Source organism: Pirellulales bacterium, assembly GCA_035533075.1.
In the GTDB taxonomy this organism is placed as follows: domain Bacteria; phylum Planctomycetota; class Planctomycetia; order Pirellulales; family JAICIG01; genus DASSFG01.
In genome coordinates this window covers 14,333-30,364 of the sequence record DATLUO010000209.1, presented here as the reverse complement: position 1 = coordinate 30,364, position 16,032 = coordinate 14,333, and the positions used below count along the sequence as shown (strand labels likewise).

At 64.2% G+C, this 16,032-nt stretch carries 15 protein-coding genes; 7 read left to right on the top strand and 8 right to left on the bottom strand.

Annotation, left to right across the window (positions count from 1 at the left end):
* Positions 1 to 202: hypothetical protein (locus VNH11_26910; protein ID HVA50026.1), on the top strand; the 202-nt coding region annotated here is incomplete at its 5' end.
* Positions 203 to 428: 226 nt separating this feature from the next.
* Here the strand turns inward: VNH11_26910 and VNH11_26905 are convergent.
* Complete coding sequence (locus tag VNH11_26905) at positions 429 to 641, bottom strand: hypothetical protein (protein HVA50025.1); 213 nt, start codon at positions 639 to 641, stop codon at positions 429 to 431.
* Between the two features lie 233 nt (positions 642 to 874).
* On the opposite strand from VNH11_26905, the gene VNH11_26900 reads away from it, so the two are divergent.
* Positions 875 to 2,215 carry an MFS transporter gene (locus VNH11_26900; GenBank protein HVA50024.1) on the top strand — a complete coding sequence of 447 codons (1,341 nt, stop codon included), beginning with the start codon at positions 875 to 877 and terminating at the stop codon, positions 2,213 to 2,215.
* Positions 2,202 to 3,443 (top strand): anion transporter, encoded by a 1,242-nt coding sequence (locus VNH11_26895; protein ID HVA50023.1) that lies wholly within the window; start codon positions 2,202 to 2,204, stop codon positions 3,441 to 3,443. The genes VNH11_26900 and VNH11_26895 overlap by 14 nt, the downstream gene beginning before the upstream one ends.
* A gap of 181 nt (positions 3,444 to 3,624) precedes the next feature.
* Here VNH11_26895 and VNH11_26890 read toward each other — a convergent pair whose 3' ends face one another.
* The 5 genes from VNH11_26890 to VNH11_26870 all read right to left on the bottom strand — a co-directional run bounded on the left by VNH11_26890 (position 3,625) and on the right by VNH11_26870 (position 9,754).
* Entirely contained in the window at positions 3,625 to 4,452 is an 828-nt protein-coding gene (locus tag VNH11_26890) for a hypothetical protein (GenBank protein ID HVA50022.1), read from the bottom strand.
* A gap of 175 nt (positions 4,453 to 4,627) precedes the next feature.
* A complete protein-coding gene (locus tag VNH11_26885) occupies positions 4,628 to 4,759 on the bottom strand; it encodes a hypothetical protein (protein ID HVA50021.1) in 132 nt (43 codons plus the stop codon).
* Positions 4,760 to 4,869: 110 nt separating this feature from the next.
* Positions 4,870 to 5,193, bottom strand: coding sequence for a hypothetical protein (locus tag VNH11_26880; protein ID HVA50020.1), 324 nt, complete (start codon positions 5,191 to 5,193; stop codon positions 4,870 to 4,872).
* A gap of 8 nt (positions 5,194 to 5,201) precedes the next feature.
* Positions 5,202 to 8,375: an AsmA-like C-terminal region-containing protein gene (locus VNH11_26875; protein HVA50019.1), complete on the bottom strand. Its 3,174-nt coding sequence runs from the start codon at positions 8,373 to 8,375 to the stop codon at positions 5,202 to 5,204.
* A gap of 32 nt (positions 8,376 to 8,407) precedes the next feature.
* Positions 8,408 to 9,754, bottom strand: coding sequence for a glycosyltransferase family 39 protein (locus VNH11_26870; GenBank protein HVA50018.1), 1,347 nt, complete (start codon positions 9,752 to 9,754; stop codon positions 8,408 to 8,410).
* A gap of 258 nt (positions 9,755 to 10,012) precedes the next feature.
* Between VNH11_26870 and VNH11_26865 the strand changes: the two genes are divergently transcribed.
* The 3 genes from VNH11_26865 (at position 10,013) to bshB1 (ending at position 12,695) form a co-directional block, all read left to right on the top strand.
* Positions 10,013 to 10,930 carry a DUF502 domain-containing protein gene (locus tag VNH11_26865; protein ID HVA50017.1) on the top strand — a complete coding sequence of 306 codons (918 nt, stop codon included), beginning with the start codon at positions 10,013 to 10,015 and terminating at the stop codon, positions 10,928 to 10,930.
* Complete coding sequence (gene hemC / locus VNH11_26860; protein ID HVA50016.1) at positions 10,927 to 11,853, top strand: hydroxymethylbilane synthase; 927 nt, start codon at positions 10,927 to 10,929, stop codon at positions 11,851 to 11,853. The genes VNH11_26865 and hemC overlap by 4 nt, the downstream gene beginning before the upstream one ends.
* A gap of 152 nt (positions 11,854 to 12,005) precedes the next feature.
* Positions 12,006 to 12,695 carry a bacillithiol biosynthesis deacetylase BshB1 gene (bshB1, locus tag VNH11_26855; GenBank protein ID HVA50015.1) on the top strand — a complete coding sequence of 230 codons (690 nt, stop codon included), beginning with the start codon at positions 12,006 to 12,008 and terminating at the stop codon, positions 12,693 to 12,695.
* Between the two features lie 7 nt (positions 12,696 to 12,702).
* Here the strand turns inward: bshB1 and VNH11_26850 are convergent, their stop codons facing one another.
* Positions 12,703 to 13,032 (bottom strand): hypothetical protein, encoded by a 330-nt coding sequence (locus VNH11_26850; GenBank protein ID HVA50014.1) that lies wholly within the window; start codon positions 13,030 to 13,032, stop codon positions 12,703 to 12,705.
* A gap of 251 nt (positions 13,033 to 13,283) precedes the next feature.
* On the bottom strand, positions 13,284 to 14,159 hold the full coding sequence (locus VNH11_26845) for a hypothetical protein (protein ID HVA50013.1): 876 nt from the start codon (positions 14,157 to 14,159) through the stop codon (positions 13,284 to 13,286).
* Positions 14,160 to 14,773: 614 nt separating this feature from the next.
* Between VNH11_26845 and VNH11_26840 the strand changes: the two genes are divergently transcribed.
* The gene (locus VNH11_26840; GenBank protein ID HVA50012.1) at positions 14,774 to 15,976 is read left to right on the top strand and encodes an aminotransferase class I/II-fold pyridoxal phosphate-dependent enzyme; all 1,203 of its coding nucleotides are present in this window, start codon (positions 14,774 to 14,776) and stop codon (positions 15,974 to 15,976) included.
* Positions 15,977 to 16,032: the final 56 nt, after the last annotated feature.

Genomic DNA, 16,032 nt, shown 5'->3' with positions numbered 1-16,032 from the left:
TGACGTAGGCGTCCACGGTGAGGGGGGACTTGCGTTGCAGTTCGAGTTCACGGATCATGCGCTCGCGCAGGGGAGTCATGTCAGCAGCTCCTTGGGGAAAGGGGTGGAAATGGAAAGTCCGACACAAACCTCCATTCTGCCTCCCTTGGCCGCCGACACCCCTGCGCATGAAAAAGCCCGGCCATTCCAAGCCGGGCCATGATGCTTTACCGCCGCTTGCGGTCTGCCGCGCAGCGGCTTAGTTCAACGAGTTTAAAATTGTTCTGGCCCTTTTTCTGACTCGATCAGACCGCTACGAGTACGGCCCCGCGCGATTGGGCCGCCAAGCCGTATGCCGCGCAGGGCCGCGTGTACGAGATTGTCTCGGCTTGGCGGCGATCACCAATTTACCGCCGTCGCGGCGGGCTGCAACAGCCGAGAGGCAATCGTCAGGGAGAAAAAAGCCGGCGATCGCTGCCGCCGCGCATGGAAGCGGTTATGCCGCCCGCAGAGCCGCTAAACGGGATCGCGCCAAGCAAAGCTTGGGGGAGGAGGTAGAGATGTAATGTATTTCGATTTGCTTCCTTGTCGAACGTAGGTTCTTCCCAAGAATGTCCAGAAATGTCGAGAGCTTTTCGGTTGGCGAATTCCACTTTCGTCATTGTCGTCGGTCTGCTGGCCGCCGGTCAAGAGCACGAACTTCTGCTAGTCAGAACGTTGGGCGAATATCTCCCGGCTGGGCGAGAGGATCCTGCCCACTGCGTGCTGTCCCAATGCGACGCGGTGGCGCAACTCCCCGCAATTCCGCGGCGTCGCAACGGTCCCGCCTTCAAGGCATGTCGATTGCGAAGTGCTTCGCACACTGGGAACAACATCGCTTTCGCTTGGATGACCTATGACCCTGCGCAACCGCATTGGACTCTACGGCGCGTATCTGTTCGGCATGTCGGGCATCGGCTTTACGCTGCCGTTCTTGCCTCTCTATTTAAGCCAGAAGGGACTGGCCGACGGAGAGATCGGGATGGTCTCGACGCTGGCCGCCTTGACCGCGCTGGCCCAGTTTCCCATCGGTCTTTTGGCAGACCGGTTTCAATGGCGAAAACCCTTTCTGATCGTGGCCCTGGCCCTGCTGGCGATATCGACGGTGTTGCTGCCGGGCGCGCACGGCGCGATTTGGCTGGGACTGCTGGTGGTGCTGTTTGCTGAAAACGGAATCTGCCGCGCGGTGGTCGAAAGCCTTTCCGGGGCCGAAGCGGCCTCGATGGCCTCGCCCGAACACGTTGGATCGGCCCTGGGTGCGCTGCGGTTCTTTCGCCCGGCCGGCGTGGTGGTGGTGGCACTGATGGGCGGTCTGTGGGCCGAACGATACGGCGTCGGCTCGGTGCTCGTTTGGCTGGCCGTGGTGCAATGCCTGGCGGTGGTGTGCGGCTTGCTGATTCAGGGTCCGGGGCATCGCGGCGGAGGACCGCTGGTCGAAAACGCGCCGGTCGTGCGCGGCTTTGCCCCAGCCACCGCCGCAATGAGGATGGAAGCGAAACGTCCGCGCGGCGGCTACGACCGAGCGCTGTGGGCGTTCATCGCCGTCATGGTGCTGTTCCATTTTTGCAACGCCCCGGCCGGCGTCTATCTGGGGTTGTTCTTGAATCGCGATCTGGAAGCGCCCATGCGCGTACTCTCCTATTCGTTTGTGGTGAGCATGATCGCGTGGGCGGTGCTTGCCCGGCCCGCGGGACGCCTGGCCGACCGCATCGGCCGACGGCCGCTGCTCGTCGTGGGATGGATGGCGATGTCCGTTCGGTTGGTTCTTTTGGCCATCGCCGAAGAAAGCTGGCAGGTGGTGGCGGTGCAAGTGCTCGACGGGGTGGCCAGCGGACTGTTCTCGGTTCTGGCGGGCGCCTGGGTGACGGACCGGCTGGGCGACGCGCGGCGGGTCAGCGAAGCTCAGGCCATCGTCGGCACGTCGTTGGTGTTCGGTTCGGCCCTGGGACCGGCGGTGGCGGCCCAGTTCGTCGATGTGCTGGGATACCGGGGCCTGTTCGGAGCGTTGGCCATCGTGGGCGGCATTTCGACATTGACGCTGATGGCGTTTGTGCCCGAAACTCTACGGCCTAAACTCCAGGCCCAGGTCGGGCCGGCAGCGGCTGATGAGCAAGCGCCGCCCGCCGCGATCGCGCTGGAATGTGCCGGCGCGGACATCGCCGGAGTTTATGGAGAAAGCCGTCATGACGACCCCTGATTCCGCCGCGCCCATCACCACGGCCATTTTCGCGCTCACCTATCTCGGGCTGGCCGTCGGCAAAATCCCCGGCCTGCGGATCGACCGGGCGGGCATCGCCCTGGTGGGCGCGGCGGCCATGCTGGCGGCCGGCATTCTCGACCTGCACCAGGCCGCGCGGGCCGTCGATTACGAGACGCTCGTGCTCTTGTTCGGCATGATGATCGTGGTGGCCTATCTCAAGCTGTCCGGCTTTTTCGCCCTGGCGACGGAACTGGTCGCGCAGCATTTCAGTGGGCCAAAGACGCTGCTGGCCATGACGGTCGGCCTGTCGGGCGTCTTGTCGGCGTTTCTGGTCAACGACGTGGTCTGCGTGGCCATGACGCCGCTGGTGCTCGATCTTTGCCGCCGCCTCCGCCGGCCGCCGCTGCCCTACCTGATCGGCCTGGCCACCGCGTCGAACGTCGGCTCCGTGGCCACGATCACGGGAAATCCGCAGAACATGATCATCGGCTCGCTGTCGGGCATCTCCTACCTGCGGTTCTGCGTCAGGCTTTTTCCCATCGCCCTTGGTGGACTCGTGCTGGTTTTCTTGATCGTCGCGATGGTCTACCGCAATCAGCTTGGGCAAGTCTGGGATATCCGTGTCCCAGATGCTCCGCGCCGTGCTCGCGTCCATCGCCACCTGCTCGTCAAGAGCGTCGTCGTCACGCTGGGCACGGTGGTGCTGTTTTTCGCCGGCAAGCCGATCGCCCTGGTGGCGCTGGCCGCCGCCGGGCTGTTGATGGTCGACCGGACGCGGCCCGAAAAGGTTTACCGCATCGTCGACTGGCCGCTACTGGTGATGTTCGCCGGCTTGTTCGTCGTGGTGCGCGCTTTCGAGGTCAACGTCGTTCACGACTGGGGCCTGGACCAATGGCAGGGGTTGCGGCGTTCGCCCGTGGTGTTGGTCAGCGCGCTGTCGGTGGCACTGTCGAACCTGGTGTCGAACGTGCCGGCGGTGCTGCTCTTCAAGCCGTTGATCGAGGCGATTCCTCAGCGCGAGCAGGCCTGGCTGGCGCTGGCCATGTCGAGCACATTGGCCGGCAATCTGACGCTGCTCGGCTCGGTGGCCAATTTGATCGTGGTGGAAAGTGCCCGCCGGTCCGGCATCGAGGTCGGCTTCTGCGAATACCTGAAGGTCGGCGTGCCCTTGACTCTGTTGACCACGGCCGGCGGCGTGGCCTGGCTGGCCTTGGTCAGTTATTGACGCAAGTCGCCGGGCAGAACTGTCGGATTCCGACAGTTCATCAATGGCGGCCACCAGCGACGGCCGGTTGGTCTTCGGCGGCGGTCGCGACGGCGTGCTATACGTCTGGAACGGCGAAAGCGGTTATAGGCTCGCGGAGTTCAAGCCGGAACAGTAAGCGTAGGGTGGGACCAGCGCCGGCCTACTTCCGTTCGCTTACCAACTGGCGGACGAGGCCCGATAGCTCCCCCAGTTCTTTTCGCAGCGAGGCCACCTCGTCGCGCAGCGATTCGATCTCGGCATCCTCGTCCGACTCGCCACGGTTGTTTTCGTCAGCTTCGCGGTCGTCATCTTCGTCTTCTTCATCCTCGCCGCGCGGTTCGCGGCGGGGCGGTGGAGGACCGCGCATTTCGCCTTGCCGCTGGCGTCCGCCCATCATGCCACGCATCATGACCGCCGGCGCTCCGCCAAAATCGTGATGCAAAAAGACGTGAACCATGATCGTGTGAGGATGACCCTCGTGCGGCGGCGGAGGAACCGGGCCGCCGGGGTGGTGACCCGGCCCGCCGGGACCTCCGAAGCCTGGCGCGCCTGGATGGTGTTCCGGCCCGCCGGGTCCACCGAATCCATGTGCTCCCGGATGGTGCTGCGGGCCACCGGGGCCCGCGTGGTGCATACCGGGGCCCGGATGCGGGCCGGGGCCGCGATCGTGCCCCTCGCGATGCTCGCCCTCGTCGCGGCGGTCACCCTCACGCCGCTCGCCCTCGCGGCGGTCGGAGGCCCGTCGCTCGCGCTCGCGCCGACCGCGGTGCTCGCCACGGTCGTCGTCCTCCTCGTCGTCGTCCCGCGCGGCAAGCTCAAGTTCAAAAGCCAGCTCGCGAGCCACCAGCGGCGAGATCAGGTCGGCCAGGCTGGCCGTGTTCGCGTCGGCCGGCAGGCCGCGTGCCGTCTCGCCCGCCGGCTCTTCCGCCCGACATGGCAAGGCATAGGACATCGCGGCGATGGCCGCGAGCGTGAATACAAATCGCATCTTTCTGTCTCCTTCGCGCTAGATCGAACCGAGGACGCCCACGGAAAAGGGAAGTCATGCGCGATCGTGGTTACAGGCGCGGGCGCCGTGATGTGCGATCGATCGGCAGACTTGCCGAAATTTGGCCGGTGGTCATCCTAAGCTCGGCAGTCTGGCGGCGTCAAGGATATCTCCTTCACGCGGCCGAGAATGAGACATTTTTGCTCCAGCAAAAGCGGTGGCTGGGGCAGAGCTTGGCCAGACAGCGGCTGGCGCCCTTCAACAGCGTGGCGGCCAAGCGATGCCCCGGTTGGACGCACCGGGTCATCGCCTGTCCGCCGAGATGAACGAAGTGCCAGCCTCCACCTGGCCAGGCTCTGCCCCAGCCACCGCCCATGTCTCATTCTCGGCCGCGTAAAGTGTAATCTCCGCTGCAAGTTACCCGGTCAGATCGAGCAGCGAGCCGCTTTGCCCGGTGAGGTCTTTCACCGGAGGGAGTTCCGTTTCATCGTCGGCGTCATCGGCGCCTTTGCCTTGGGGCGGTTTCTCCCACAGGCGGCGGCCGTCGGCGTCGCGGTCGGAGGCGGCTTCATCTCCTTCGGTGGTGCCGACGCCGGCGGCGCTCTCGGCCTTGCGATCGCCTTCGATCTGCCGCTCCTTGGCGGCCGCATCGTGTTGCGCCCGTTCGGTGTCGCCGCCGCGCGCCGGATTCAGCGTTGTGGCCGCCAGGCTCGCCGCGAAAGTCGTGGGACCGATGCTCATACTCAACCCTACCTTGTTTGCGGTGCGGCGGTGGCCCGGCCGACGCCCCGCGGAACAACCGGCGCCGGCATAACCGTATCGGCCTGGAACAGCCGCATGGCCTCTTCGACGTTGGGAAGCACGGTCCTTTGCGTAATGGGATTGTCGAGTGTGCCGTGTACTTGGATTTGCATAATTTGCTGGCTGGCTGCGCTGAGCACCTTGTCGAACAGCGGAAATGGCCCCTCGCCGCGGCCCAATTTGGCGTAAAACGAAAGCCGGATGGAACGGTCGAGATTCATCTCGCCGCGTCCCCGTAAACTGACGGCGTCGCCGTTGCAGTTGACTTTGTTCAAGTACACGTGTTCGCCTTCGATACGAAAGTCGACGTCGGCGGTATTGAAGGCCGTCGTGTCGGGCAAGCGGCCGCTGAGCGTCTTCAACAGGGCCAGCATCACCGGCAGCTCGAACACCTTGGCGTCGCGCAACTCGACGGAGCCGCGGCCGCCGAGATGGTGGATGCCGCGGCCGGTGCCGTGCAGATCGACCTCGGCGGAAACCAGCCCGCTGAGCCGCTGCTGGCCGGCAATTGCTTCCTGGCCGCAGCGGGCCAGATCGGCGCCGGCCAAAGTCGCATAGACCGAATAGCGGGGCCGGGGCCCGAAGTTGACGCGGCCCCCAAGCATGATCGTGCCGCCGAGAAGCCTGGCAGTGATCGGCCGGCCGGCCGTCGTGCCGCGCTGGCGATCGGAGTCGCGGCCCAACCGCGCCACGCGATCGTCGAGCCAAAACGGTCCCAGGCACTCCGTGAACTGGAAGTTCTTGTACGTCATCGAGTCGAGGCTCAGCTCGCCGTTGGAGACGAACCGCTGGCCGTCGAACGATCCCCAGAGCCGCACCGCGCCGAAGATGTTTTCCAGCTCGATGCCGCAGTCGACGGCCAATTGATGCGCCTCGACGCTCACGTTCCACTGTGCGGTCAGACCCGTCGTCCGTCCGTTGTTGGCCAGGCCGAGCGTGCCGCGCACGTTCACCGGCCCGCGCGGCGACAGCTCCGTCACGGCGCGCTTCAGCCCGCCGCTCAGGGCCTGCACCAGGTCGCGGTCGGCCCTGAGCCGTTCGACCTCCAACCGCTGAAACACGAGCTGCCACCCGCCCTCGCCGTCCAGCAGGCACTCGCCGGCCGCGGAGAGCCGCGTGCCGCGGTGCTCGGCGCGGACGTTTTCGAGCGTGACCTTGCCTTTTTCATAGCGGAAGATGCCGCGGAACTTTTCCAGGCGATACGGAAAGTGGGTCGGCTCGATGGAAACGGCGGTGTTGCCGTCGGACCCGTACAAAGGCTGCAGGGTGACCGCGACTTCCGGCTTGCGCTGGCCCGCGGCGCAGTGCAACACGGCATCGACGTTCATGAATCCTCGCGGATGAAGGTCGTGCCAGAAGCGCGCGGCGCCGGCGCTTTGCACGGCCAGGGCGTCGCGCAGTTCGTCTTCCAGGGCGACGGCCTTGCCGTAGAAATGGAGCGAAAGGTCGTGGCCCGCCGCCCGTGGAACCAGCCGTCCGTGACATTCCACCGTCGCGGTGCCGTTGGTGCCTTCCAGGTCTTTGAAGTCCCAGACGTCGTCTTCCATGGCGATGGTGCCGCGGATGTTGTCGAGCGGATACGGAAACGGCTCATACCTGAGCGAGCAGCGGTTGAGCGACAGACTGAGTTTTTTATGGACCCGCGGCGGCGATTCGCCGCCGTGCCACAGGTCGAACGCGACGTTGAACGTGCCCCGCGGATTGAGCGAGCGGACGATGCGGCGGCCGCCGTCGCTCAAGGCCAGGAAGAGCTTTTCGTCGAGGCGGATGTTGTCGCCCGAAACGTTGACCCGGCCCACCGCCTGCGGGCCGGGGTTGCGGAACTCGCCGAAGATCCGCACCTCCTCGCCTTCGCTGAAGGCCTTCAGGTCGAGCTTGAGCAGGCTGTCGATCAGCTCGACGCGGCCGGTCGTGCGTTCCAGGCGGTAGGGAAACTTGTAGAACGAAAACGAGGCGTTTTTACAGACGATGGTCAGTTCGGGCCTGAACTGCCGCCCGTCGAAAACGAGCTTGAATTCGGCGTCGAACTCGCCCGCCGGCATCACTTTGTGCCACTCGCACTGCCAGTCGAGCGGCAGGATGGAGCGGAGCTGCTTGTCGAACACCATGCGGCGGCTGCGGGCCAGCAGGGTGTAGGGACTTTGCTTGACGTAGCCCTGGCGGTGCAGTTCGAGGGCCAGCGTCGTCTGACCGTTGCGCGCGGTCACGTCGGTGAGGGCCAACGCCTGGTTGTCGGCATGAAACGCCGCCCGCAGGTCGGTGAGCGGATACGGCAGGCGCGGGTCGTCGATGCGGCCGCGGTTGAGCTGGCCGCGGACGTCGAACTCGAGACCGGCCTGGGCATCCGCCGCGCGCGCCAATCGAAATCGCCCCTGCACCTCGCAGCGCAGCGAACCGACCTCGGCCAGCCGCCGCGACAGCACGGCCGGCAATGCCCGGACAAATTCCGGCGAAAAGTCGAGGCCGTCGATATTCCCGGTCACCGACCACGCCGCTCCCGACGGCACCAGCGTGGCATCGACCTCGACACGTTCGACGTGGTCGGCGCCGAAGTGGCCATAGACGCGCAGCGGTGCCGGCGCTTCCGCCGCGATGGATCCCGCCGAGGCCGGCGCCGACGGCTGAGCCGGCTCGAAATCGAGCTGTGCGTCGCGCACGATCAGCGAACCGCCTTGCTGTTTGAGCGGATCGAGGATTTCGATGACGCCGTTCTCGAACGTGCCGCGGGGCGGATCCTTGCTCAGGCGGGGCAAGGGGAGCAGCTTCGCCGCGCTCCACGAGCCGTCGGGCCGGTGGGCGATGCGCAGCGTCGGCCGCCGAAAAACGACGCGGCTGATCCGCAGCTCTCCTTGCAGCAGTTCTTGCCACTCGGTGTCGCCTTCCAAGAACAACTCTTCCACATAGACCAGTTCGGCGGTCGCCCCGGACACGTTCGGCTCGGCGATCGAGAGGCCGCGAATCTCGATGCCTTTGCCAACCGAGAACCGCGCCGAGCGAACGCCGACGATCAGCGCCGGATAATGCTCGGCGATTTTCGCCTCGACGCGGCGGCGAACTTCGTCGTCGAAGCGGTGCCAGGCCAACGGCACTCCGATGGCCGCCGCGACTGCGATCAGCAGCACCGACCATTTGAACGATCTCCAGCAGATTCGCGCTACCGGGCGGACGATGGCTGATTCCCTCGCGTGATGGCGGCCGCCGCAAAAATCAACAGAGCGAGCATCGGCGGCTCGCGATACCGTATGGAGCTTACGAAAATCAGGTGCAGCGACGTGAGGTAAATGGCCGGCAACCAGGCCAGAGCGGCCGGCCAGGCATCGCGGCGCGAACGCCAGATGCCCATGATTGCCAGGACGATGGCCGGCAAGAACGTTGCCGCCGTGATGAACGACAGCAAGCCGCCGCGACGTTGCGGATCGTTGGGCCAAGGGTTCCATAGGCGGACGAATTTGATTCCCGCCAACCTGACGACGCTCGCGGGGTTGGCCGTCGCCCATTCGATCGCCGCGTGCCACAACCGCCGGTCGACGCGATACTCCAGGTCGTTTGCTTCCGGCGCAGCGCGGTTTTCCTGCTGCACGAATTCGGCGCAGAACGACATCTCGCTGGCGCCGGTGGCGCGGGGGTTCAGCCCGTCGTAGAGACTCGCTCCCACTTGCAACGTGGTGGGTATGAACCGGCCGTAAATTCCAAAGTTTCGCCACCACCACGGCGTCATGACCGCCGCCACGGCCAGCGACATTACGAGCGCAAGCTTCAGGTGCCGCAGCCAGGGTTGCACGTCTCCGGAGGATGGCCTTCCTAGGCCGTCGCGTCTGTCACTAGACGGCCTAGGAAGGCCATCCTCCGCTTGGCATCCGCCGGAAGTGCGCTGTGCTATGAATAGTCCGATCACCGCGGCAAATGGAACGAACAGCAACCAATCGGGACGCATGAGCGTGGCCAGCCCGCCGAGCAGGCCCGACGCGACCGCCCAGGCAAGCCGGCGCCGGGCGTCGTCGCAGTGCCAGCCTTTCACCCAAGCGGCGAGTTGCGCCAGATAAAGCGGACAGAACGGCGCTTCGCTCAGCACGAAGATGCTCATGGCGATGGCGCCGGGATAGCAGGCCGCGGCCAGGGCGGCCAGCAACGCGGTCCGCCGGTCGAACAACGCTGCCGCCAGGGCGTACACCGCCGCCACGGCCGCGGTGCCGAGCAAGGCGCTTAGCGACCGGGCGTAGATCACCGGCATCTCGTCGCCGAACAGCCACAACATCGCCGAAAGCAAGGCGGGATAACCGGGCATGCGAAAGATGCGCGCGTCGGGCGAGCCATACTGAAACGGTTGCCCGTGGGCGATTTGCTTCGCCAACACCCAATAGGCGTCGCTGTCGCCGAAATAGAACTGCTGGCCCGGCCCCAGCCGCGCTTGCCACCACAGGGCCGCCGCTAGGCGCAGCGCCAGCGCCAAGGCCAACACGGCCCAGAGCGCAGCGCCAGGGGGAAACCGTTTGAGACTCACGGAGAGCCACCGGTCCGTTAATAAGCTCGCAAAAAGTGGCCTATGCTATGCCTATTACGCAAGCGAGGTCAAGCTGGGTTTGCGTGAAACTTCGCCCGGCGGGTACATGTCGGCTTTTGCATTGGTTGGGGGGGTGCAAAAAGATCAAAAAGGAGAATTTGGCCCGGCGGCGTCAAAGTAGGCAACTTTCAACCGCCCGCCGCGATCGGATATAATTGAAAGTTTGAACGATCGCCTTTTCCGCTCCTCCGTCGGCCTATGCGAAATGCCCGCCAAGCTCGTCGACCGCGTTCGCGGCTTTACCCGTTCCAGCGGGCCATCTTGAGCGGGCTGGGCGTCGTGCTGCCGCCGCTGCTGACGGTGGTCATTTTTCTTTGGGTCGGCGGAACCATTAAACAGTATGCCTTGGAGCCGGTCACGGAAGGCACGCGCAACGCGCTGGCCTGGTACTGGGCGCGGCAAGACGCCAATCGGCTTGCCCATCCCGACGTGGCCCGGCAGGTCTCCAACCAATCGCCGGAAATCAGTCTCCCCACCGGCGAACGCTACGTGCGGCTGCCCAGCGGCACCTACGTGCCGGAAACCGTCAAGCTGGAGCTGATCAAAGACAACCCCGAAGGCGTCATCGCCAGCGGCAACCTGCGGCAGGTGTACCGGCGATACGTCGAGCTGCACTACTTGCAGCCGCACCGGGTCATCCCGCTGTTTATCTGCGTTTTCATGCTGGTCCTGTATGTGCTGGGCAAACTGCTGGGGGCGGGCCTGGGCCGCATGCTCTGGAACCTCGTCGAGCGCGGCATCCACCGCGTGCCGCTGGTGCGAAACGTCTATGATTCGGTCAAGCAGATGACCGATTTCATGTTCAACGAACGGGAACTCGGCTATAAGCGGGTGGTGGCCGTCGAATACCCGCGCAAAGGCGTCTGGGCGCTGGGCTTCGTCACCGGCGAGAGCCTGATGGACATCCGCTCCACGACGGGCGAGCCCATGGTTTCGTTGATGATTCCCTCGTCGCCCATGTCGGTGACGGGCTACATCGTGACCGTGCCCAAGAGCGAAACCATCGACCTTGACCTGACGATCGACCAGGCCCTGCAGTTCCTGATAAGCTGCGGCGTGGTGGTGCCGCCGCACCAGTTGCCGAGGGCCGATTCGATGGAAGCGGCCCGCTCATGACTGCCGCCCGATTGCTGCGTCTGGGAACGCGCGCCAGCCCGTTGGCCCGCTGGCAGGCTGAGTGGGTGGCCGGCGAGCTCCGCAAGCTGGGCCACAACGTGGCGCTGGTGACGCTCTCCACACGCGGCGACCAGGAGCAGTCGGCGTCGCTGGGAGCCATCGGCGGGCAAGGCGTGTTTACCAAAGAACTGCAACGGGCCTTGCTGCGCGAGGAGATCGACCTGGCCGTTCACAGCCTGAAAGACCTGCCGACGGACGCCGTCGCCGGGCTGGATCTGGGCGCCGTGCCTCCGCGCGAGGCGACAGCCGACGTGCTGGTGAGCCGCGCCTCCTCCTCGTTTGCTGACTTGCCGCAGGGCGCCGCCATCGGCACCGGCAGCTTGCGCCGACGGGCGCAGCTTTGGCACGCTCGGCCCGATCTGAAAATGTTCGACGTGCGCGGCAACGTCGACACGCGGCTGCGCAAGCTGGCGGAAGGCCAATACGACGCTTTGGTTCTGGCACAAGCCGGCCTGGTGCGCTTGGGGCTGGCGTCGCACATCACGGAGGTTTTGCCCGAAGCGTTGATGCTGCCCGCGGTCGGCCAGGGCGCGCTGGGAATCGAAATCCGCACCGCCGACGCGGAGTTGAAAGCGGCGCTGGTGCCGCTCGACGATTTCGCGTCGCGGGCGGCGGTCGTGGCTGAGCGGGCGATGCTGGCGGCCTTGCGGGCCGGCTGTTTGGCGCCGGTCGCCGCCAAGGCCGAGGTGGTGGCGGGCACACTCCGCTTGCGCGGAGTGGTGCTTAGCGCCGACGGGTCCCGAAGGATTAGGGCCGAGTGCGATGGCCCGCCCGGCGACGCCGCCAAGATCGGCGAACAGGTAGCAGCAGAGCTTCTTTCCCAAAGCGCCGCGGATTTGATCGCCGCCGCACGGTCGAGCTGAACGTGGTTGCAGGCGCTTCTCCCGCATCGACCGATCTCATCCGCGTGTTACAGGCGGTTGCCGCCAGGGGCTTGCCGAACCGCCTCAAGAGGAATAACCTGTTGCAGTCCAGCCAATCGTTCCAACACTGGGCCCGCTTCATCGGTTTGCGCATGCTCGACGTCCTGGTAATCGCGCCGCACCCCGACGATGCCGAACTGGGCATGGCGGGGGCCATCATGTGTTTGATCGCCGACGGTTGGCGGGTGGGCATTCTCGACCTGACCGACGGCGAGCCGACGCCGCATGGCAGCCCTGAGATTCGTGCCCGCGAAACGGCCGCCGCCACACAGATGCTCGGTGTCGCGTGGCGCGAGAACTTGGGCCTGCCCAATCGCCGTTTGGAAGCGACGCTCGACGCACGGGCGCAGTTGGCGGGCGTCATTCGGCAGACGCGGCCGCGGTGGCTCTTCGCGCCGTATTGGGTCGACTCGCACCCCGACCACGTGGCGGCCACCGAGTTGGTCGAGGCGGCGCGCTTCTGGGCAAAGCTGACCAAAAGCGACTTGCCCGGCGGGCCGCACCATCCCGAGCGGATTTTCTACTACTTCGGCGTCCACATCAAACTGGTGGTTCCGCCGTCGTTCGTGCTCGACATCAGCCGCTACTGGGACCGCAAGCGGGCGGCGATCGAATGTTACGCCAGCCAGTTCATTGTGGGCCGCCCCACCGGGCCGCCCACCTTCCTCGACCGCTGGCGCGATCAGGCCGCCTACTGGGGCGGTACCATCAACGCCGACTACGGCGAACCGTTTTTCAGCCGCGAACCGCTGGGCTTAACCAGCATGGCGGGCGTCAGATAAACACGCCTTACGGCAGAATCAGCAACGACTTGCGCTCGCCGCGCAGGTAGTAGGGCTGGTTGGGGTACTTGTTCCATTGGTTGGTCCGAGTCACGTAGGGCTGGGTCCACGGCGGATAATCGAGCGCAGACGTTCGCCCGGTCCATCCGCGATTGCCGTAGCTACGCGAACCGCGATACGCAGAGTCGTTGCCCGTGCGGGCCGGATAGCTGCGAAAGCGATAACCGCCGCGCCACACGACGGGCTGCGCTTTTACCGAGAGCGGCGTATCGGCCGCCCGCACTTCGGCCGCCAGCCCGCCCACCACCAACGTCGCCAGCACCAACTTCGTCAACATGATCACTCTCCTCCGCGCAAAACCGCGGTCTGCCTGGAATTGGGCCCCTCATCTCTAACATTACGGACCGTGGGAAGCGGGGCAAGGGGCCGCAAGCGAGGATGTGGGCTATTAGTGAGTTGGGCGAGAATGCAACACTAATCCCGCGAGGTCGCCGCCTCCCTGCCACGGTTGCGGGCGGCAGCCGGAACGAGAAGAGCGACAGGATGCCGTAGGTCGCTCATTATGTGGAGTGCCCGCGATGCGAGGCTCTAATGGGCGGCAAGCCATTCACCGTACTTATCGGTGTCGATGCAAAACGCCAGGGCGATTTCGACCTTGGGGGGAACCAACTTGAAGGTGGTGCAAAGAACGAAATGTTCGGCCGGATCCTCAACCGAGATGACTTGGCCTTCTGGGGTGCGAGGCCGCAGGATTCTTGGGATGTCAAACTGCTTCTCCAGGATGAATTTCCCGCAGCTCCCCCCGATCGATATCTCTAACCCGAACCGTTCGGCAAGATTTTGAACGATCTTCAGCGGGGTCATTTGTCGCAATGGCGTCTGGCATAAGTCGTCAAATACGCGGAAAGCGAAGCACGTCAGGTTCTTTGAATCGAAACTTCCGACTCCAACCACCTCGGAAAAATCCGTATCATGGGACGCCAGGATGCTCGCAAGCACTTCACCCCGCTGAACACGCTCGATTTCAGAGGGCTTTTTGCAAACCTCGAAAACTCGGAAGGCAGGGAACCCTAAGCCGCCCTCGGATAGCCCCTTCCAGATGTAGTCTGGAACTGCGATGGATTCGAGGAATTCGCGGAGTGATAGATCGGGCTCAGCAGAAATATCCTTCGCTCGCTCGCTTATCCTGTTTTCTGGCGACCACTTGCTCTCTGGCAACGCCGATTGCTTCAGTCGCGTCGTCTGCCACAGGTAGCGCACGCCTTTGGCGGCCTGTTTGTTCAATCGTTCGACCTCGCGCTCTGCCGATTCAATGTCGGGCATGATTGCCGTCACGGCGACGCAATTCTCCAGAGAACTATCTGGCAGTGCAAATTCATCAAAGCGGATGATCGCAAACGCATGTTCAAATCGGCCCTTCTTGCCCACTGCCGGTTTGGCCGACACAGATTGCGATGAACTCATTTTGCACCTCCGGCTGTCAAACTCCCAATCCACTCAAGACTATCCGGGTCGTAGACATTCCCCGTGCGGTCGAAAACGACGTTTCTATCCGCTGGATAGCCCATCCGTTCTTTGATTTCGTGCAAGTCTTTCGCTCGCAAGAATTGGATTAATCCCGTGATGCTTCTGATAATGCGAAAACGCCTGCCTGGCACCATCCGCCGCTGGACCGTAGCGTTTTGCGTATTTTGGAAGGATGTCCGCCACGCACCTATTGTAATGCTACCGCGCAGGAAACCGAGAGTCCAAACCATATGACGGGTTCGCGGGCCAAATGCGAGCGAAAAGTACGGGCCTGTCGTCATTTCGCGGTTCGTTAAGACTTGATTGCACCGAAGCCGGCGGCTACAATCAGGGGCAATTGGGATTTGCGGCCGCTTGCAGCCTTCACCTGCTAAAGTGCCATCGCCAGTCCGCCGCAGGGCCTCACGGAGGTCTGCCTGCGGCAACGCACTTGAAGTTGGCGATCGAACGACAGCTCGTGTAAGCCGCGACCGCCCTCGTAGCGGGTCCGCGTTTTTTTTGCAAGTCGTCGCTGTCTCGCACCGGTCCGACAGCAAGCTTGAGACAGTCCGATGACACCGAATTCCTCCGGCGACCCCTCGCGGTGGCAACCTTCGACGCTGGCGATTCACGCCGGCGAAGAGCGGCAGAAGCCGGCCAACGCCATCAGCGACCCGATCTTTTGTTCGTCGACGTACACCTTCGCCGACACCCAGGCCGTCATCGACTTCATCGAAAAGAAGCTGCCGCGCGAAGAATACGGCCGCTACGGCAACCCCAGCGAGAAAGTGGTCGAGCGCAAGCTGGCCGCCATGGAAGGCGGGCAAGAGGCGCTGCTGTTTTCGACCGGCATGGCGGCCATCGTCGGACTGCTCATGTCTCGGCTGAACGCCGGAGACGAGGTCATCTTCTTCGACGAGTGTTACCACCGCAGCCGCGAGTTTTGCGTCAAGCACCTCTCGCGGTTCGGCGTCGTCACGCGGCAAGTGCGGGCCTGCGACTATGAAGCGATGGAAGCCGCCATCACGCCCAAGACGCGCCTGCTGGTCAGCGAATCGCCGACCAATCCGCACCTGAGCGTGGTCGATTTGGAGCGCTACGCCGCGTTGGGCCAGCGGCACGGCATCGAAACGCTGATCGACGCCACGCTGGGCACGCCCTACAACGTGCGGCCCTTGGCGGCCGGCATCGACTACGTGTTGCATTCGGCCACCAAGTACCTGGGCGGCCACAACGACTTGCTGGCCGGGGTCATTATCGGCTCGGCGGAAAAGATCGAGCCGGTCCGCAAGCTGCGGGGCATTTTGGGGGCCATCAATTCGCCGCACAACATCCAGCTTCTGCTGCGCGGCCTGAAGACGTTCGAGCTGCGCATGCAGCGGCACAACGAAAACGGTCTGGCGGTGGCCCGCTTTCTGGAGAACCACCCCAAGATCGAAAGGGTCTATTATCCGGGGCTGGAGACGCACGCTCATTATGAAGTTGCCCGGCGGACGATGCGCGGTTTCGGAGGGCTGGTGACGTTTCTGGTCCGCGACGCCGATTGGCGGCGCACCGCGGCCGTGGTTGATGCCGTGCGCATTCCGCGCATCGGACCCAGCTTGGGCGGCGTGGAGTCGTTGATCGAACAACCGCTGGTGATGAGTTACTATGAGTGTTCGCCCGAAGAGCGCCGCTGCTTTGGCATTCCCGACAACATGATTCGCCTGGCCTGCGGCATTGAGAACGCGTCGGACCTGATCGCCGACCTGGACCAGGCGCTCGAACGGGCTTGAGTGGTTAGTGGTTAGTGGTTAGTGGTTAGCGGTTAGTGGTTAGTGGTTAGTGCAGC